The following is an 18,354-nucleotide window of genomic DNA, read 5'->3' on the forward strand; positions in this document are numbered from 1 at the left end:
GTTTGGACGAGCAACTTGGCTCTCTGGCTACGGTGACGACAGGGATCCCTGCTACCCAAAACGCGTGAAGGGGGGCGCAATGTTAAGGCCAATTCGTCTATCCGATCTGCGGCAGATGCCGGATCAAACCCAAGAATTGCAGTTCAGGCAGTTTTTTTCGGGCTTTGAGAGCTTGACCCCTGTCGAGGGATCCCTGGAAGTCAGCCATCGGGGCCACTTTCTTGAGGTGAGTGCTGAAGCTCGTACCATTGTCACCCTCACCTGCCACCGCTGCCTACAGCAGTTCAACCACCGGCTGCACCTGGAAGTTGAGGAGATCATTTTGATTCGGGATCCCGAACCTCTCCCCTTGGAGCTGGAATTGCAAGACGAAGAAGATCTGCTGGAGAGCCTGCCCCCCAATGGTGAGCTGGATGTCGAAGACTGGATGTACCAGCACCTGCATTTGGAGATGCCCCGCCAGTTGCCCTGCCGTCCCGACTGTCCGGGTATTGCGGTGGAATCTCCCGCACCGGAGGTGGATCCCCGCTGGGCAGCCCTAGCTTCTCTCCTGGAAGACTCTCCCTAGCTTTTTTGATGTTGCGCCCACAAGTTCTCTGGCGTTTTGCTCGACCCCACACCGTCTACGGCACCAGCGCCAGCGTGGTGGGCCTCTACCTGTTGGCGGGGTTTGTGGCTGCCGGATCCCTGCAACCGGTTCTCTCGGCGCTGCCCCAGTTGGTCTGGGCTTGGGCGGCCTGTCTGGCGGCCAATGTCTACATCGTCGGCTTGAATCAACTGACGGATATTGAAATCGACCGCATCAACAAACCCCATTTGCCCTTGGCTGCTGGATCCCTGAGTTGGCGACAGGGGGTGGGGATCGTCGTGGGTTGTGGGGTGGCGTCCGTCCTACTGGCCATGGCCGGGATCCCTTATCTGCTGCTGACGGTGCTTTTGAGCAATGGGATCGGCACGGCCTATTCGTTGCCCCCCTTGCGGTTGAAGCGTTTTCCGCTGGCGGCCTCGGCTTGCATCTACAGCGTGCGCGGCTTGATCGTCAATTTGGGCCTTTACAGCCATTTTCAGCAGGTGATGCAGGGAAGGGTCGAGCTTTCAGCCCCGATTGTTTGGCTGACGGGGTTTATGTCGATTTTTGGGCTGGTGATCGCCCTTTTCAAAGATATTCCCGACATGGAGGGGGATCGCCAGTTTGCCATTGCCACCTTCTCGCTGCGCTTTGGGCCAGGGCGGATCTCAAGGTTTTGCATTAGCATTTTGGCCTTGTGCTATCTGGGATTTATCGGGGTGGGGATCTCTTTTCTCCTTGCGGGCAACGGCCTCTGGCTGTTGGTGAGCCATGTGTTGGGGCTGGGGATCCTCTTGGGCTATGGTGTTCATCTGGATCTCAACCGCCGAGATGCGATCGTTGGCTATTATCAACTGATCTGGAAGTTGTTTTACTTGGAGTATTTGCTTTATCCCTGGGCCTTTTTCTCTTTTTTCTAGAGCATTTCTTGAAGCTGCAGTCGCTTCAAATTAGGGTGGACACCTGAGCTACTGATCGCGCCAGCGGGACGGAGTCCTTGAAAAGACTTCTGGCCCTATGCATTATTGCTCTACAACACTGACGCGACCAACGTTTCGGGTGTGGGCACAGTATCCTAGTTTGAACCAAAATGAGCATAACGATCTCCCAAAACTCAGGCAAGAAAAACCTAGAGATACCGCGTCATTTGCACTCGAAAGCGGCCTTTTTTCGTTTCGGCTACCTCTTCGATTTGCAGCCGACCACGACCGCGAATGGCAATCCAATCCTGAGGGCCAACGGTGTAGCTGGCTTGGGTAATGGGCTTCCAATTGACCCGCACTTCCCCCCGTTGGATTTCTTCCACCATCTTGCTGCGGGAGATGCCAAACCCGGCTGAGGCTACCGCATCCAGGCGCAAAGAGGCTTCCACGCTGGTGATGGATTTGACGCGGGGGGGCTGAATGTTCAACTGGCTCAGGGGGATCCGACCTACTTTGACAGGCACTGTGCGCACCTGCGTCAGGTTTAGGGCGAGGTAGTCCACCATTTCGGGCACAACGATGGCCTGGGCGCCTGAGTCTCCCAACACAAGGATGTCTCCCACTTTCTCGCGGGCGATGCCGGACGCCAACAGGGCTCCCAGAAAATCGCGGTGGGTAGCCGGGTCGAAGAGAAAGTTGCCTTGAATCTGAATGGCGGCCAATGGGATCCCTTCTTGGTCGGGCTTGGGATCCCGGACATCTAGGCCCACCTCAGAGCGAGCTAGGGCCAAGCGCTGGCGCTCTGCTTGAGGGTACCCTCCCCAAGCCCACACTTGCAGTTCGGTCAAGTTGCGCAGCCGAGCTTGCACCTCCGCTATTTCGGGTGGGGAAAGGAAGTCGCTCCAGACCACTTGCCAGGTCTTGAGGGCTTGCTCTCCCAAATCCAAGACCCGTGCCAAGGTTTCTCGATACTCTGCCCCTTGCAACAAATCGGCTCTGGGTAGCATTTGGGGTGCTTCGACCTCTGTGGTTCAGTCCCGTTTTTCCCATGCTAAGCTAGATAGCCGGAATCGCGGCGGGCGTAGCCAAGCGGTTAAGGCAGAGGATTGTGGATCCTCCATTCGTGGGTTCGAGTCCCATCGTCCGCCCTTGAGGGAAATCGCGAAAATCCAGTCAGGGCAAGGGCTGCAGAGGCCAGTCCATCTATCTAGACCCTGCCCAATGAAAACAAGCAACACCCCATCTGGACGCAAAAATCGTGAAGGTATTCGTCAAGGTGATCTGGAGCACCTGCCTCTCCCTCTCAAAACAAGCTCTGCTGTGGTCTTTCAGGTTAGGGTGAGCTTCTGGCCCCCTGCATTATTGCTCCGCAACGCCGACGCGAGCAACGTTTTGGGTGTGGGCACAGTATCCTAGTTTGAATCGAAATGACCATGACGCTCTGCTTGCGGATGGACTCACCAGGACTTTGTCCCGCTATCGCGAACACAGCTCAAGATTAGGGTTCCCACTTCGTCAATGACACCTGTCCAACCGGCTTCGATCACCGCCGTTGCCTCCGGCATCTCGACAATTGCCGGCCCGCGCAGTTGAAACCCCACATCCATGCGCTGCCGATCGTAGACCGGCACCAGGCGCATCCTGCCCCCAAACCATGCCTCTCGCCGACCCTTGAGGGGATCCCCTGGCAAAGGGTGGGGTGCAGTCAAAGGCACGGTGGGTAGGGCCTGCACCGCCTGTAGACGCAACTGAATCACCTCCACCGGCTGGGCCAAATCCTGCCATCCATAGCGTTGTCGGTGGGCCTGGTGAAACTGCTGTTCCAGATGAGCAATCGGATCCGACAACCGCACTGGGATCCCCAACTCAAAAGACTGGCCGCGATAGCGCAAGTCCAAGCTGAAGTGCAACGCCGGCTCCTGCAGATCGGCTCTCGCCTGGCGGATCAGGGGTTCTGCCCATTGAGCCAGCAGGGATCCCCCTGAAGCGGACGTGAGCTGCCGCAGAGGTTGGAGGATGGCCCGCCGATAGTCTCGCCGCAGATCTGCCAAAGCCATTCCCAGCGCCGAGAGCACCCCACAGGCAGCCGGGATCAAGATCGTGCGGATGCCCAGCTCTTCCGCCAGGGCGCAGGCATGCATGGGCCCGGCTCCGCCGAAGGCCAACAGGGCAAAATCGGCGGGATCCAAACCCCGCTCCACGCTGATCACCCGCAAGGCCCGCGACATGGCGACATTCGCCAAGGTGCGAATGCCAACGGCAGTTTCCTGCAAGCTCAAACCCAAGGGATCCGCCAGCGTGGCAATAGCCTGTTCCGCCAGCTCCCGCCGTAGCTGCACCGAGTCGCCCAGCCGCCCGCCATCCGGCAGGTACCCCAGCCAGAGGTTGGCATCAGTAACCGTCGGAGCTGTTCCCCCCCGACCGTAGCAGGCCGGCCCAGGGTTGGATCCGGCACTCTCTGGCCCCACCTGGAGCCCACCGCCGGGCAGCAAATAGGCCAGGGATCCGCCGCCGGCACTGACAGTGTGGATGTCAATTTGGGGCTGTTGCACGGGCAAGCCGCACACCACCGCTGCGGGAGTAACCTGGGGGATCCCATCTTGGATCAAGGCCACATCTGTGCTGGTTCCCCCCATATCGAAGCTGAGCAAGTGGGGGTAGCCACTCAGCCGACCCAGATAGGCCGCCCCGTAAACTCCGCCTGCCGGCCCTGAGAGCAAAGCCAGCGAAGCATGGGCCGCCGCCTGAGGGATGGAGGTCACCCCGCCGGAAGACTGCATGATCAACGGTTGGGGGATCCCTCGCTCCCGACATCCTTGGGCCAAGCGGTGCAGGTAGCCCGCCAATGCCGGGCTGAGGTAGGCATCGATGGCGGTGGTGCTGAAGCGCTCGTATTCTCGGAACTCCGGCGCCACCTCGCAAGACAGGGAAAGATGTAGCTCCGGGAAAGCCTGTCGCAAGGCCATTCCCAGCCGCTGTTCGTGCTCCGGGTAGAGAAAAGAAAACAAAAACCCCACCCCAATAGCGCGGATCCCATCCCGCTGCACCCGTTCCCCCACCTCCTGCACCACCCGCCGGATTTCGGCATCGGTGAGCGGCTCCAACACTCCGCCCGCGCTGCAGCGCTCCTTCACCTCCAGGCAATGGTGGCGGGGCACCACTGGCTCCGGCTTGGGCTGTGTCAGGTCATACAGAGAGGGGCGGTTTTGACGGGCAATGGCCAGCACATCCCGAAAGCCCGCCGTGGTCAAAAACAGGGTGGGGGATCCCTTGCGCTCCAGCAGCGCGTTGGTGGCTACCGTCATGCCATGACAGAAGAGGTCAACCCAGAGCACCCCCAGCTTGTCCAGCGCCGCAAAGACCCCCTCCTCAGGGCTGGGGGTAGACAGCACCTTCGCCGTCTGCATCTGGCCGTCGCGCAGGAGCACCAGATCGGTAAAGGTGCCCCCCACATCGATCCCCAGGCGGGCCAAGCTGCGGCTTGCTTCCGTCTGATCCAGATTGGCCGGATCGAGGTTGCTACCCAACGCTGATGCGACCATGGCTTCTATCGCTTCTATAGTCCATCGCTGTCCTTCACCAGCCCTGCCCGAACTGCATCCAAAAACTGACGGGCAGTGCGACCGGAAAAGCCGTTTTGCTGTTGGGCCCAGATTAAGGCCTGGCGGCGCAGGACATCCAAAGATTGGGTGAAACCTAGCCGCTGGGCCAAGTGTTCTACGGTTGCCAGGTAATCGCCTTGGGTGAAGGGAGTGAAGGTGAGGGTGAGGCCGAAGCGATCCCGCAGCGACAGCTTTTCCTGGACCGTATCCCAGGCGTGGACTTCTTGATCTTGGGGATTGGGACGGTCGCCGAAAAACTCGCGGATGAGATGGCGGCGGTTGCTGGTGGCATAAAGGCGCACGTTGGGGGGCGGCGCAACGAGATCCCCCTCCAGGAGCACCTTGAGCTGCTTGAACTCGGTTTCCTCTGCCTCAAAGGAGAGATCGTCCACAAACAAGATGAAAGGCAACACCTGCGCCCGCAGCTCTGCCAAAATTTCCGGCAACTGAATCAAGTCTGTTCGCCTCAGCTCCAATAGGCGCAGCCCCTGCAGGCCGTAGCGGCGCAACAAGGCCTTCACCAGGGAAGACTTGCCCGTACCCCGCGCCCCGTAGAGCAACACATGCAAAGCCGGATCCCCCCGCAGCAGGGCTTCGGTGTTGGCCGCCAACTGCTGTTTCTGCCGTTCGTAGCCGTAGATCTCCTCCCAGTCAGACAGATCGGGAGCAGGGATCCCTTCTAGCCCTGCTGGCCCCCAGCGAAAGGCCCAGTAGCGAGCACAGATTCCCACCCCTTCTCGGCGATAGTGGGCAATCAAGTCCTCCAGGCTCAGGCCCCAATCGGCAAAAGAGCGGGGATCCCAGCCAGCGCTATCGGTTTCCCCATCGGGCCAGGGGATCCCCAACCCCAACGCCTGCATCTGCTCGGCAATGGTCTCCTGACTATCCGCCAAGGTTTGCAGACAGCGGAGATCGTGGCGGGCCGCCTGCATCAGAGGCCCTGGGATCTCTTGGGATCGCAGCGCCGCGCGGGAAAAGGGGTTATCTGCCCAGCCAATCTCCCGGATCAGCCACTCCCGCCAGCTCAGGCCCTGCCGGGCCAAAAGCTCAAACCAGCGCCCGTAGGCCCTCCAGCACGGCAGGGGATCCCCACTCATCAACTGCTGGATTAGCTCCTGCCAGGCTAGGGCTAGGGGGTGGGTGCAGATGTCCCGGAATACCAGCAGCTTGGCCGCTGCTTCTGCTGCTTCTTGGAGGGGGGTCATCGCTTGAAGCCGCTCTAACTTGGCGTTGCTTATCCGCTCCCTAGGGGAGGAGACTGGGGGTAGTTGCGTTAACAACACGGAGCGCTTGAGTTACCTGGCATTGTCCCGCCGGCCCAGTTCATAGAGGCCTCCGCCGACGCAGGCGATCAGGCCGCAGGAGACGGCCCAGCTTTTGCCCAAGGAGATCTCCGTCAGGGCTACCACCAAGCCTGCTGCCAGCAAAAAGGGAAGGGTGCTCAGCAAGGAAGCCAAAGCTCCACTGGGATCCCATAGCAATTGCTTTTCCCAGCTCTCCTGCAGCTTTTGATGCAGCGGCGAAAACCCCCACATTAGCCCTAAGCCCCACAGAGCCGTGGCGGCCCATAAAGAGGGGCGAAGCATCTCCCAGCCCACAAGTCCAACCCCAACGGGATCCACCGGTCAACTCCCAACCCTGCCTTTCTAGGCTAGCGGGATTGGGCCCAATCGGTGGCGGTAATGGTGGTGCCAGGAAATTGAATGGGGTTGCCCAAGCTCTGGATTTGGGCCTGGAGAGCCGGCAACAGCCGCAAATCCAAAAGCGGCTCCTCCACGATCGCCGCCGGGATCAGATCCCGCTCCAGGGCAAAGTGGGCCGTGTGACCGGCGGCGGTGCCAATGGCCCATTCCACCGGATGCACCCGGTAGGAGGCACTGGCAATGCGGCTGGTGGCGATATTTTTGTTGCCGGCTAGCAGATTGTCAATGCGCTGGGGGATCAGAGCCCGCAGGGGGATCTGGTAAGGGTAGCTGGGGGCCTGCGCGTCTTTGTTGTTGCTGGGGGGCAGGGAAAAACCCGGCAGCAGGCAATCGTGAAAGTCGATGGGGTACTGGCCCACCCCCACCGAGTCGTAGAAGATGAAGGGCCGCCCGCGGTTTAGCTCCGATTCCCGTGTGGTGATGTCCGACTCGTAGATGGTAAATCCTTCTGGGTAGGAGAGGCTGGGCCGACCAATGATGCGCCGCGACTCGCGGATATAAGGGTACTTGGAGAGGCCGCTGGCAGTTCCCATGGGGGTATTGGGCCCCCGTAGGTAGGCATAGCGCAAGTAGAAGTCTTTTTGAAAGTTGGGATCCTCCTGTTGCAGGAGAAAATCCGTCCTTCCCGCCACCAGCCAGTAGAAAAAGCCCTTAGCATGCTGCTCAGCTCGCCGCAGGGCTTCCACCCGCAGGCCCCCCATCCAGCCGCCCGGCTGCAGTTGGCCTGAGGCCTGCAGTTGCTCGTGGGTAAGGATGAGGTTCATCTCCGGGCCGGTGATGCGCCAGTCGTTGCCCCAGGTCCAGTTCTGCATGGATTGATCCCCCACCCGGATGGCCTCTTCCCCAAAGCCGAACACCTGCCCCCGGATGCGGCGGTAGGTGAAGATCAGCGCAAAGTTGAAGCGAGGGTGTTCGTAACTGTAGTAGGGGCCGTGCAGGGGATCGTTGTAGAACTCGGGCTTGATGGGGACTTGGGGCACAGCAGAGCGCTCCAGGACAAAGGTGTAGGTGAAGCCCTGGGTACAGTAGGGATCCACATAGGGCTTGGAGCTGGGTTCCCAGCGGCTTTGGCCATCGGTTCCCAGGCGGTAGGGCACCCGCGCCAGGGGCAGCAGCTCGCCGGTTTCGGTGGCATCGATCACCACCCAGGGCAGGGTTTTCCCCTGGCGTTCTGGCGGCGGCTCAAAGCGCAGGATCTCCTTGTCCCAGTCCTCGGTGGGTTCTAGACGATAAAAATCGAGAAAGTAGCTGGAGAGATCCCCTCGATTCTCTGGCTGGACGGCGGCGTGTTTGGGGATGTTGCGGATGGCCTGCACACTGCGGATCTGAGAGTCTTTGATCTCCAAATCCTTCACTACCGTCTCGGTGAACAGCCGCAACTGCCCCGACTGCAGATAGGGATCCAACATCTCCCGAATCACCTGGTGGCCCACCTGAGGGGAAAAGCAGAGCACGCTCACCCAGCATTTGCCCGGATTGGGATCCCCGCCGTATTTTTCCCGTACCCGCCGGCGAAACTCGCTGTAGCCCCTGGGGAAGATGTCGTTTTCTCGCTGCAGGGGTCGCTCGTCCAAAGCCGAGACCCCCTGGGCGCTCACCTGCCCCCCAATCCAATCGCTGATCTCCGTCATGCACACCTGCCGGCCCAGTTGCAGCGCGTCATAGGCTGCCGCCACCCCCCCCAGCCCGCCCCCGGCAATGAAGATCTCACAGGGGATGCGGGTTTCCGGCAAGGGCTGGGCCAGAGCCGCTCCGGCGCCCAGGATCCCTGCTCCCAACGCCACACCGCTCCACCCCAGAAGGTTGACCTGAAGTTTCATCGAATGACCTCTCCACACCCACGCTACAGCTTGGCCTTTTGGACTTTCCCGCAACCTCTATCATGGGAGAAAGCCTTGGGGATGCTCATGCCGGATTCCACCTTTGTCATCACCACCCCCATCTACTACGTCAACGCCGCTCCCCACATCGGCAGCGCCTACACCACCCTGGTGGCGGATGCCATTGCCCGTTACCATCGCCTGCGGGGCAAGGATGTGCTGATGGTGACGGGAACCGACGAGCACGGCCAGAAGATCCAGCGCACCGCCGAAGAACGGGGCGTTCCGCCGCAGCAGCACTGTGATGAGTTTTCCGCCGAGTTTGCGAAACTGTGGCACCTACTCCACATCCGCCACGACCGCTTTATCCGCACCACCAACCCTCGCCACAAGGCCATTGTGCGGGAGTTTTTTCAGCGGGTCTGGGATCAGGGAGATATTTTCATTGGCCGGCAGCAGGGTTGGTACTGTGTGGCCTGCGAAGAGTTTAAAGACGAGGCGGAGCTGCTGGAGGGAGGATTTTGCTCCCTGCACCCCACCAAGAAAGTGGAGTGGAAAGATGAAGAAAACTACTTTTTTCGCCTCTCCCGCTACCAGGAAAAGCTGGAAGCCCTCTATGCCGAGCAGCCGGAGTTTATCCAGCCGGAAAGCCGCCGCAATGAGGTGATCAACTTTGTCAAGCAGGGCCTGCGGGATTTTTCCATTTCTCGCCCCAGCGTCTCCTGGGGGATCCCTTTTCCGGCGGATCCCGGCCAAACCCTTTATGTTTGGTTTGATGCCCTCATCAACTACATCAGTGCCGCTCTGGATCCTGACGACGAGCCCACCTTGGCAAATGCCCTACGCCGCTACTGGCCTGCGGATGTGCACCTAGTGGGCAAGGACATCGTCCGCTTTCATGCCATCTACTGGCCGGCTATGCTCATGTCGGCCGGTCTGCCTCTGCCCAAACAAATCTTTGGCCACGGCTTTCTCACCAAAGATGGCCTCAAGATGAGCAAAAGCTTGGGGAACACGGTGGATCCCTTTGAGCTGGTGCAGCAATACGGCGCCGATGCCGTGCGCTACTACTTTCTGACGGAAATCGAGCTGGGCAAGGATGGCGATTTCAGCGAGGGCCGCTTTATTGACGTGCTCAACGCCGATCTGGCCAACGATCTGGGCAATCTGCTCAACCGCACCCTCACCATGCTCAAGAAATATCAACCGGACTACCGCATTCCCGCCGTCGGGATCCCTGCAGATCACCCCCTCAAAACCCTGGCCGAGCGCCTTGCCCCGGCAGTGGCCGACGCCTACGAGCGGCTGGATCCCAGCTCTGCTGCCCGCAAAGCCCTCAGCTTAGCCCAGGCCAGCAACAAATACCTTGATGAGCAGGCTCCTTGGACGCTGCACAAGCAAGGGCAAAACGAACGGGTGGCCCAGATTCTCTACGCCGTTTTGGAAAGTGTGCGCTGGGTGGCAGTCCTGCTCTCCCCCCTCATTCCCGCTCTCAGCCTCAAGATCCTGCAGCAGCTGGGGTTCTCCCTCGCCGACACCCTGCAACTGCGCTGGGATCCGGATGCTACCTGGGGCCAGCTTCCCCCCGGGCAAGAGCCCCAGCCTCCTACGCCTGTCTTTCAGAAGATCCTGAGGAACGCCTAGGGATTGGCGATGTCCGGTCGGGAAGATTGGGCAGCGGCTTGGGATCCCTCTGGTGTGGCTCCGCCGGCAAAAGGGCGGTCACCTCCCAGGGGAAGTGTTGATGAAGCAGCGGAGAAAGAACGGTTGGATGGGTCGGATGGGCGCAGCCGCGGGTTGTGAATCGCGCCAGTGGTGGGGGGCACTTCACCGGACAGCGTCTGCCAGGCTGCCCGTACCCCTGCCCAAAAGCTGCGGATATTGACCTGGGCGCCACGGGCTTGGGTGCGTGCTCCTTCGATGGAGCGGTTGACCTGCTTCACCACTTGCCCAGCCCCTTTCACCCCTTCGTCGAGGCTGTCGGCAATCTCGCTCACTTCCAGGCTGGTCAGGCGCAGGGCCTCCAGCGTGGGCGGCAATTCCCGCAGCAGCGTGTCGAAAAAGCGCTCCACGCTCTGGGCAGCTCGACCCAGTTGAATGACGGCAGGTAGTAGGGTCAGGATCACTGCCAAAATGCCCACTGCTACCAGGCCTACCGAGAGGCCGAGCCAAAAGACCGGGTCGTTCATCCCGCCGCCTCCTCCCCATCCCGAGCTTCTAGGTCAGCTTCTTCCCCGCCAAAGGGACGCGAGTTCTGGGCTTGGAGCAGCTCCCTTCGCTTCTGCAACATGGCTTCTTTGCCCACCGCCACTGCCTGCTGCAGCCGCAGCAGAGCCTCATCCAAACTGCGTTGGGCAGCGTCGAACAACTTTTCCGATTGATATTGCAGACTGCTGGTCACATCTTCTGCCACCTCTGGCAGGGCCTCTGCCGATTTCTTCAGCAGTCGCCGCGTTTCCCGTCCGCTGCGGGGAGCCAAGAGCAGGCCGATGGCGGTGCCCACAGCAGTTCCCAGCAACAGCCCACCGATAAACGCACCAGTCCGGTTTTCAGCCATGCTTTGCCAGAGTTGAGTTGGATACGGGTGGCCCCGAAACCAGACTACCTTAAGATCTCGCGGGAAGATCTCGCGGGATCGGCGGGCTTGCCGCGCGCCGGGTCAACTGTTCCTAGAGAATCCGCAGGGGATCCACATCCAGGCTGACGCGGATCCCTTGGGGGGGATGGCCAATTGCGGCCTGGATCTGCGCAGCCAGCTTCGGGCGATCCCAACCTTGGTCGGGAAGCTGCTTCAACAGGATCTGCCAGCGGTAGCGTCCGGCAACCCGCTCCACCTGGGCCGGCCCCGGCCCCAACACCTCTGCTGGGATCCCCTGTAGGCGTTCGGCCACCCGATGGCAGTAGCGCTCCAGGGCTTCCAGGCGGGTGCTGCTCAAGCGGATCAAAATCAAAGCTCGGTGGGGAGGATAGCCCCCCTCTTGCCGTTGTTGCAGTTCTGCCTGCAAGAAGCCCTCGTAATTTTGGGCCAGTACCGCCCTCAAAATCGGGTGCTCCGGCAGATAGGTCTGGATAATCGCCTGTCCTGGCAGGGATCCCCGGCCCGAGCGCCCTGCCACCTGGGTGAGCAGTTGAAAGCTGCGCTCGCCGGCGCGATAGTCGGCTTGGTGCAACAGCCCATCGGCGGCCATCACGCCCACCAAGGTTACCTGGGGTATGTCCAGCCCTTTGGTGAGCATTTGCGTGCCCACCAGCACCTGGGCCTTGCCGCTGCGAAACTGCTCCAGCAAATCGCGATGGGATCCTTTGCGGCGGGTGGCGTCGCTGTCGTAGCGCAAAATCGAGAGCTGGGGCCAATGCTGGTGCAGCACTTCCACCACTTTTTGGGTGCCGGTGCCGAAGTGCTTCAGGTAGGGGGATCCACAGGCGGGGCAGCGCTGCGGATGGGGTTGGCGGGCGCCGCAGTAGTGGCAGCGCAGTTCCTGCCCGCCGAGATGGGCCAGATGAAAGGTGAGAGAAACATCACAATGCTCGCAGGTGAGGACAAACCCGCAGCTCCGGCACAAGACGAAGGTGCTGTGGCCGCGGCGGGGGACAAAGAGAATGGCCTGTTCCCCTCTGTCCAGCGTCTGCTGCAGGGCCTGGTGTAGACGGCGGCTGAGGATGCTGCGGTTGCCGGCTTGGAGCTCCTGGCGCATGTCCACCAGCTCCAGTTGGGGCAGGGTGGCCGGGATCCCAGCTTGGGGGATGCGCTGCGGCAGGCCCAGCCGGATCCACCGCTGCGGATCCTGCAGATGGGCGGCATAGGTTTCCACCGCTGGGGTTGCACTGCCCAGGACCAGGGGACAACCGGCCAGCTCGGCCCGCCACTCGGCCACCTGACGGGCGTGGTAGCAGGGCTGGGGCTGATCCTGCTTGAAGCTGTCGTCGTGCTCTTCGTCCAAGACGATCAGGCCCAGCTTGGACAAGGGGGCAAACACCGCCGAGCGGGTGCCGATCACCACTTGGGGGGTGGAGGACAGCATCTGCCGCCAGGTGTCGTAGCGCTCGCCTTCCGAGAGGCCGCTGTGGTAGGCCCACACCTGGGATCCCAGCCGCGCCCGAAACCGATCCATCAGTTGCGGGGTAAGGCCGATCTCGGGCACCAGCACCAGCGCCGACCGTCCTTGCTGCAGCACCTGGGCGATCACCTGCAGGTACACTTCCGTTTTCCCAGAACCGGTGACCCCGTGCAGTAAAAACCGCTGGAACCGGCCCAAAGCTTGCCGGATCGCCTCTACCGCCTGGGCCTGGGCGGCCGTCAAGGGCCTGGGCGGATCCCGCCACCCCGGCAGGCTGGCATCTCCCAGCCGCAGCAGTGGGCGCTCGTAGAGGTGGACACGGCCTTTGCGGGCCAACCCCTGCAGAACCGCTCGGCTCACTCCTGCCAGGCGCTCCCACTCGGCGAGCAGCAGCTCTCCCCCCTTCTGCTTGAGGATCTGCAGCGCCTTCTGCTGAGGGAGGCTCAGCCCCTCTGGGGAGTCGTCGGCCAGACTGGCGGCCAGCTGGGTTTTCACCCTGCCCCCCTGTTGCTCCTGCCAAAAGCTCTCCACCCAACCCCGTCGCTGCAGTTCCCGCAGGGCGAGGGCGGCAGTGGGCACCTGCTGTTGCACATAGCGCCAAGACAGCTCCCCCCCTTTGGCCTGAAGCAGCTGCAGCAGGGTTTGGGCAGCCGGCGAACATTCCTCCCCTTCGGCAGGGAGCCTGAGCAAGCGGACACGCCGCTGAGAACGGCTGAGCAAGCCGGGGGGCAATACCGTGCGCACCACCTGGGCCAGAGGGGTGAGGTAATAGTCGGCCACCCGCTGCAGCAGGGGCCAGAATTCTTTGGGCAGAATCCCTTTGGCCACCACCGCCTCGATCTCCCGCACCGACTGCGGATCCACCCCTGCCGGCAGCTCGGAGCGCCAACCCAAGGCCACTGCCCCCGCCATTTGCTGACCAAAGGGTACGCTGAGCAGGTCGCCCGCTTCTGGCGCGGATCCCTCTGGCACACGATAGGTAAAGCAACCCCCCAAATGGGGATGATCCACCCACACTTCCAGCCAGCGGGGAGGAACAGGCTGCAACACGGGATCCCTCACGGACGGGGCAGAAACCTCGGCAGATCGACCGCCCGCTTGCTTGCCCGAGACGGTAGAGGTTGGGCCAGGGGCTGAATTGTGGGCTTGGCAGCAGGGGTTGGAGACAGAGCCTGGCCAAGGGACTCTGTTCGCGTGAGGGCGCTGGAGGTATCGGCCCGAGGTGGGACATCCAAGCCTTTGCGTTCCAAAGCCGCCTTCAAGCTCAGCACATGCATCTGCTGCTGCTCGTATTTTTCTCGGAGAGAGCGGTTTTCTTCCCACAGGGCAGCACGCTCCCCTTGCAGGGCTTTGATCTGCTCTGCTTGCTTCTCCAGTTGCGTGGACAAGGTTGCAATTTCTTCTTGCAGATGGAGAATGGTTGCCTGCGCAGAGCGCAACTGTGGCTGCCAGTCGGGTTGGGCGGCCAACTGCTCCAAGGCAGCCTGCAACTGCCGCTCCATGGCGGAGAGATGCTGCTGGGCTTGGGCGTACTGTTCCTGCAGATGGCGGTGCTCTTGCTGCCAACGGGTAACTTCCGCCTGGGCTTGAGAGAGGGCCACTTGCAGCGCTTCGGCCTGGGCCTGCCACTGCTGTTGAAGCTGTTGCTGCGCCAGGGATCCCTGGCGCAGATGCTCCTGCTGAGCTTGCAAAGCCGCCAATTGAGCTTGGGCTTCGGCCAGGGCTGCTTCTAGCTCTTGCCGTTGTTCCCGCCAGCGCTGCTCGGCCTCGGCTTCCGTCTCGGCATAGCCCGCCAAACGGGCCTCGAGGTGTTCCCGTTGCTCCTGCCAGGCTGCCTGTTGGTCGCTGTACAAAGCCCGCAGGCTGCTCAGCTCCGCCTGAGTTTCGGCAATTTGAGTGCGGGCCAGAGAAAGCTCTGCCTTAAAGCGTTGCAGCATTTCCACCCGCTTTTCCGCCACATCCTGGGCTTCCAGCAGAGAGGCCTGCAGCTCCTGCTGGCGCTGTTCCCATTGACGGCGCTCCTGAGCGTGGGCCAAGCGTAGCTGCTCAATCTGCTCCTGCAGGGCCTCGATATCTTGCCGCTGCCGTTCATTTAGGCGTTGCCGAGCCGCCAGTTGAGCTTCCTGCTCCGAGATCTGCACTTTCTGATCCGCCAAAGCCTGCTGCAACTGTTGCAAGAGGTGCTCCCGCTCCTGCAGCGCCTTTTCTTGTTCGGCCACCTTCTGGCGCAAAGCGCGACATTCCGCTTCCAGGCCAGCATCGGCAGGGGGTTGGGCCTTCCGTTGCAAAAGCTCTGTTTGCTGCTGCTGGCAGGACTGCAATTCCGCCTGAGCCAGTTGACTGCGCAGAGCTTGAACCTCGGCTTCGGCTTTGAGCAGACGGTTCTCCAATTCCTGGCGCTGCCTCAGGGCCAAATGGTGCTCCGTGTTGGGATCCGGTTCCGTTCGCGCAAGTGGGACAGAGTCCTTGGCTGACCAGCCCGCTTGGGCCTCTGGAAGGATGGGATCCGAGTCACCTGAAGAGGGAGCACGCATAGATTGAAGGAGAGATGAAGAAGCGGGAGCAAATGATAAAGTTCCCTGCAGTATAGAGAGATTTTTGGGCGGGTTCAAGCCAGAAGGGTGATCTTGTAAAATCTCCTGCTGCTCCGCACGGCGCGGAGTGCTATCGGCCTGTTTTGGCCGCGCTCTTGCTTCTGAGGTTCCCAAATCCCCGGACTGGGCAGAAGGGCTTGGCTTACTTTTTTTCGGCCGCGAGGCCCGATCCCGACCGGAAGAGGTCTCCCCTTGCTTGGGCGTGCTCTGAGAGTCTGCCACCTTGCCCCCTTTCATCGCCCACAACACCCACCCCCGCCATCACGGACAGATGGCCCCACCATTCTAAACTGAGTCTAAATCTAAATCGACTCGGTCTCAATCCAAGCGTCTCTGCTGAGTGTAGAGGAGTCCCGCCCGTGCTCGGAGCTCCTGGCAGACGCAGGTCGGCCTCATCGTTGCAGGGGCAAATGCGAGGACTCGCTTCCACTGGCCCGAACAGGGCGGCCAGAGAGCCTGTGGAAAACCGTCTTATCTTTGTCCTTTCTTTTGCGATACTGCTAGGGGTGATGTTGAGAATGACAGCACGATGGCGATGCAAAATGGAGCCAGGGATCCGCTTCAACTTCCTCAACGGCAGACAAACTCGGCGGGATCCCAGTTGTGCCTTGCCTGTTCTGCTCCCTGTGGCCTACTGTTGAGCCTGCTCTGGGTTGTCCCTGCTCTTGCTCAGCCGGAATCTCCCAGCTCTGCTGCCTTTGCTCTGCCCAACAGCCGCGAAATCCTCACCCCCCCCGGGCGGGGGGGGGGGGGGCGGGGGGGGCGGCCCGGGGCCCCCCCCCCCGGCGGCAAACGGCGGCTCCGGCGGTGGGAGCAGTTTCGCAGCTGTACTCGTGGGTAATGGCGCAGGCAGCGCATGGATACAGTGCTATCTCTCGGCAGGCCAGGCGGGTACTGGCGGTCCCGGCGGTCCCGGCGGACAAGGGGGCGCAGGGGGACTCGGCGCCGGCCCCTGTGTCGCCTTCGATGGCGGATGCAATGCCGGCACCGGCGGCAAAGGCGGAAAAGGCGCCCGGGGCGGTAACGGCGGCCAAGGCGGCAACGGTCTCCCCGGCCAGGCCCAACCCCTCCTGCAAACCGGTACACCACCCATCCTCACCGAGGTTACCTTTAACCTTAGCGCGCAACCTACCATCGAAGTCGGTACCGCACACTGTACCGGCGTGGACATCAACTTCTCTGGCGCCGCCCCCGGAAGCTTCACCAGCCTCGGAGCAGATGCCTCTCCCACCAGCCTCCCCACTAACACCGGCACAGCCCAGTACACTGCACCCGGCGCCAAAGACCTGACCTTCGCTGGGCAGAACTACCCCCGCTTCTGGACTATACTGATCAGCCCAGACCAGATCAGCCTGCAAATCTTGCCGCGGGAAGACACTTTTTGCGCAGGGACCGTCACGCTCTTCAGTTCTGAGGCTTTCGCCCTGGCGTATGAGTGGACTGTCACGCAGAATGGGCAGCCCGTTCCCTTCCAGACGAACCGCGATACAGTGCGGTTTATCGCGCAGGTGGGGCGCTATACGATTCGCCTAAGAGTCCAAACACTATGTTGTGGGTGGGTCGGCCCCGTGGAGAAGGAAATCACGGTGATAGAGGCGCCGGTGATTCGGGCCACAGGGGCAGCTGGCTGTTTCCCGCTCTTACTACAGGCGGAGCTGGTAAGTGGGGGGGCAGGAGGCACTTTCGTCTGGTACGATTCCCGGGGTGACTCCGTGGGGGCGGGGGCGCAGTTAATACTGCCGGGGCCGGTGGCCGACTCCACGTACTCGGTAGAATACCGAGTGGGCTCATGTGGGTCGAGTCGGGTTTCGGTGTCTGTCCAGGGGGTGCCTACGCCTGTGCTAACGGGAGTCTCCGCTACGCCACCGCTGCAGCCAGCCCCAGAAGGGCCAGTCAATATAGACTTCACGGCACTTTATCAGGCGCCGGCAAACAGCCCGGTAAACTTTACCTGGTTTTTTGGCGATGGCGGCCAGTATAGTAGCGCCCAGCCGCAAGCCGCACACTTGTACAGCCCCGGCGTTTATACGCTGACTCTGATTGCCGCGATAGGAGATTGCCGAGATACACTAACCGTCACGGTGGAGGTGCTCGGGAGTCGCCAGCTTATCATCCCGAATGTATTTACCCCCAACGGAGATGGTATCAACGACGTCTGGACTCCTGTTGGCGCCGGCATCCGACGCATGGACATTCGGATTTACGACCGGTGGGGCAAGATTTTGTACCAGGGGGCGGGGCCTTGGCGGGGCGAGGAAGCGATTGAGGGTGTCTACACGTATGTGGTGGATGTGGAGTTCCTCGATGGCTCTCGGGTGAATCGGGCTGGTACGGTTACGCTTTTGCGGTAGGGATTCTGCGGCATAAGTATCCCGGGCTTACCCTTGGCGACGGAGAGGAAGGAACGGCAGGGGGGCTCTTCACGCTTCCCGTCTGCCTGAGGAGCACCAAGAGCCTTTTACGCAGGACCAGGGTCATAGCCAGTACCGCCGAGCAGCTTTTTCTGCCCTCTCCTGATAGGGTAGAAGTCCGGGAAGGGGGGCAAAGATGCCGCAGCTTAGCAGGGACGCGAAGAGCCCTGGATGTGAATGGAATTTCCTACCTTTGCCCCCGCTGTGAAGAGCCTACCATTTTACAAAACCCCGATGACTCCGCCGCAGGGGCGGGTGCGGGAGTGGCTTCTCGTGGATGCAACTGGGCAGCCGCTGGGACGTCTGGCCAGTCGGATAGCTTCCTATCTGCGTGGCAAGCACAAACCTAACTTCGCGCCGCATTGGAACCTCGGGGCCGCCGTCGTCGTCGTCAATGCCGAAAACGTCGTCCTCACCGGTAAAAAGGCTACACAAAAAGTCTACATTCGCCATACGGGCTACCCGGGCGGGCAGCGGCACATTCCGATTACCCGGATGCAGCCCGAAGCGGTCATCCGCCACGCCGTCAAGGGCATGCTCCCAAAAAACAAGCTCCAAGAGCGCATGCTCCGCAATCTGTACATTTATGTAGGGCCGTCGCATCCGCACCAGGCCCAGAACCCTAAACCCGTTGTGCTATGAATCCGACCTTGGCCGGATACACACATACCATAG

Annotated in this window: 15 protein-coding genes and 1 tRNA gene; 7 read left to right on the plus strand and 9 right to left on the minus strand. The window is 61.2% G+C overall.

Annotation, left to right across the window (positions count from 1 at the left end; genetic code table 11):
* Window positions 1-79: 79 nt before the first annotated feature.
* Both NW842_RS06680 and NW842_RS06685 read left to right on the plus strand, forming a co-directional pair.
* On the plus strand, window positions 80-568 hold the full coding sequence (locus NW842_RS06680; protein WP_414357369.1) for a YceD family protein: 489 nt from the start codon (window positions 80-82) through the stop codon (window positions 566-568).
* Window positions 569-576: 8 nt separating this feature from the next.
* Window positions 577-1,488: a homogentisate phytyltransferase gene (locus NW842_RS06685; RefSeq protein WP_414357368.1), complete on the plus strand. Its 912-nt coding sequence runs from the start codon at window positions 577-579 to the stop codon at window positions 1,486-1,488.
* A 209-nt stretch (window positions 1,489-1,697) separates the two neighbouring features.
* Here the strand turns inward: NW842_RS06685 and NW842_RS06690 are convergent, their stop codons facing one another.
* Window positions 1,698-2,498, minus strand: a complete 801-nt coding sequence (locus NW842_RS06690; RefSeq protein ID WP_414357367.1) for a photosystem II S4 domain protein — start codon at window positions 2,496-2,498, stop codon at window positions 1,698-1,700.
* Window positions 2,499-2,566: 68 nt separating this feature from the next.
* Here NW842_RS06690 and NW842_RS06695 point away from each other — a divergent pair.
* Window positions 2,567-2,639 (plus strand) — tRNA-His (locus tag NW842_RS06695).
* Between the two features lie 309 nt (window positions 2,640-2,948).
* On the opposite strand, the gene NW842_RS06700 is transcribed toward NW842_RS06695, so the two are convergent.
* From NW842_RS06700 to NW842_RS06715, 4 genes are all read right to left on the minus strand, one after another.
* Entirely contained in the window at window positions 2,949-5,033 is a 2,085-nt protein-coding gene (locus tag NW842_RS06700; RefSeq protein WP_414417712.1) for a hydantoinase/oxoprolinase family protein, read from the minus strand.
* A gap of 14 nt (window positions 5,034-5,047) precedes the next feature.
* Window positions 5,048-6,298, minus strand: a complete 1,251-nt coding sequence (locus NW842_RS06705; protein ID WP_414417713.1) for an ATP-binding protein — start codon at window positions 6,296-6,298, stop codon at window positions 5,048-5,050.
* Window positions 6,299-6,388: 90 nt separating this feature from the next.
* Window positions 6,389-6,679, minus strand: a complete 291-nt coding sequence (locus tag NW842_RS06710) for a hypothetical protein (RefSeq protein WP_011433810.1) — start codon at window positions 6,677-6,679, stop codon at window positions 6,389-6,391.
* 65 nt (window positions 6,680-6,744) lie between these two features.
* Window positions 6,745-8,616: an FAD-dependent oxidoreductase gene (locus NW842_RS06715; protein ID WP_414417714.1), complete on the minus strand. Its 1,872-nt coding sequence runs from the start codon at window positions 8,614-8,616 to the stop codon at window positions 6,745-6,747.
* An 87-nt stretch (window positions 8,617-8,703) separates the two neighbouring features.
* Here NW842_RS06715 and metG point away from each other — a divergent pair, with 87 nt between their 5' ends.
* A complete protein-coding gene (gene metG / locus NW842_RS06720) occupies window positions 8,704-10,260 on the plus strand; it encodes a methionine--tRNA ligase (RefSeq protein WP_414417720.1) in 1,557 nt (518 codons plus the stop codon).
* On the opposite strand, the gene NW842_RS06725 is transcribed toward metG, so the two are convergent.
* The 4 genes from NW842_RS06725 to NW842_RS06740 all read right to left on the minus strand — a co-directional run bounded on the left by NW842_RS06725 (window position 10,257) and on the right by NW842_RS06740 (window position 15,208).
* The gene (locus NW842_RS06725; RefSeq protein ID WP_414417715.1) at window positions 10,257-10,805 is read right to left on the minus strand and encodes a hypothetical protein; all 549 of its coding nucleotides are present in this window, start codon (window positions 10,803-10,805) and stop codon (window positions 10,257-10,259) included. The two genes, metG and NW842_RS06725, sit on opposite strands and share 4 nt — an antisense overlap.
* Window positions 10,802-11,173: a YtxH domain-containing protein gene (locus tag NW842_RS06730; protein WP_011433806.1), complete on the minus strand. Its 372-nt coding sequence runs from the start codon at window positions 11,171-11,173 to the stop codon at window positions 10,802-10,804. Before NW842_RS06730 ends, NW842_RS06725 begins: the two co-directional genes overlap by 4 nt.
* 112 nt (window positions 11,174-11,285) lie before the next feature.
* Window positions 11,286-13,724, minus strand: coding sequence for a primosomal protein N' (gene priA, locus NW842_RS06735; protein WP_414417716.1), 2,439 nt, complete (start codon window positions 13,722-13,724; stop codon window positions 11,286-11,288).
* A gap of 8 nt (window positions 13,725-13,732) precedes the next feature.
* Window positions 13,733-15,208, minus strand: a complete 1,476-nt coding sequence (locus NW842_RS06740) for a hypothetical protein (protein WP_414417717.1) — start codon at window positions 15,206-15,208, stop codon at window positions 13,733-13,735.
* Window positions 15,209-15,786: 578 nt separating this feature from the next.
* Between NW842_RS06740 and NW842_RS06745 the strand changes: the two genes are divergently transcribed.
* From NW842_RS06745 to rplM, 3 genes are all read left to right on the plus strand, one after another.
* Window positions 15,787-15,909, plus strand: a complete 123-nt coding sequence (locus NW842_RS06745) for a hypothetical protein (protein WP_414413383.1) — start codon at window positions 15,787-15,789, stop codon at window positions 15,907-15,909.
* 927 nt (window positions 15,910-16,836) lie between these two features.
* Window positions 16,837-17,619, plus strand: a complete 783-nt coding sequence (locus NW842_RS06750; protein WP_414417718.1) for a gliding motility-associated C-terminal domain-containing protein — start codon at window positions 16,837-16,839, stop codon at window positions 17,617-17,619.
* Between the two features lie 237 nt (window positions 17,620-17,856).
* Entirely contained in the window at window positions 17,857-18,321 is a 465-nt protein-coding gene (rplM, locus tag NW842_RS06755) for a 50S ribosomal protein L13 (RefSeq protein WP_414417719.1), read from the plus strand.
* Window positions 18,322-18,354: the final 33 nt, after the last annotated feature.

The organism is Synechococcus sp. R55.4, from assembly GCF_047461935.1.
Classification (GTDB): Bacteria; Cyanobacteriota; Cyanobacteriia; order Thermostichales; family Thermostichaceae; genus Thermostichus.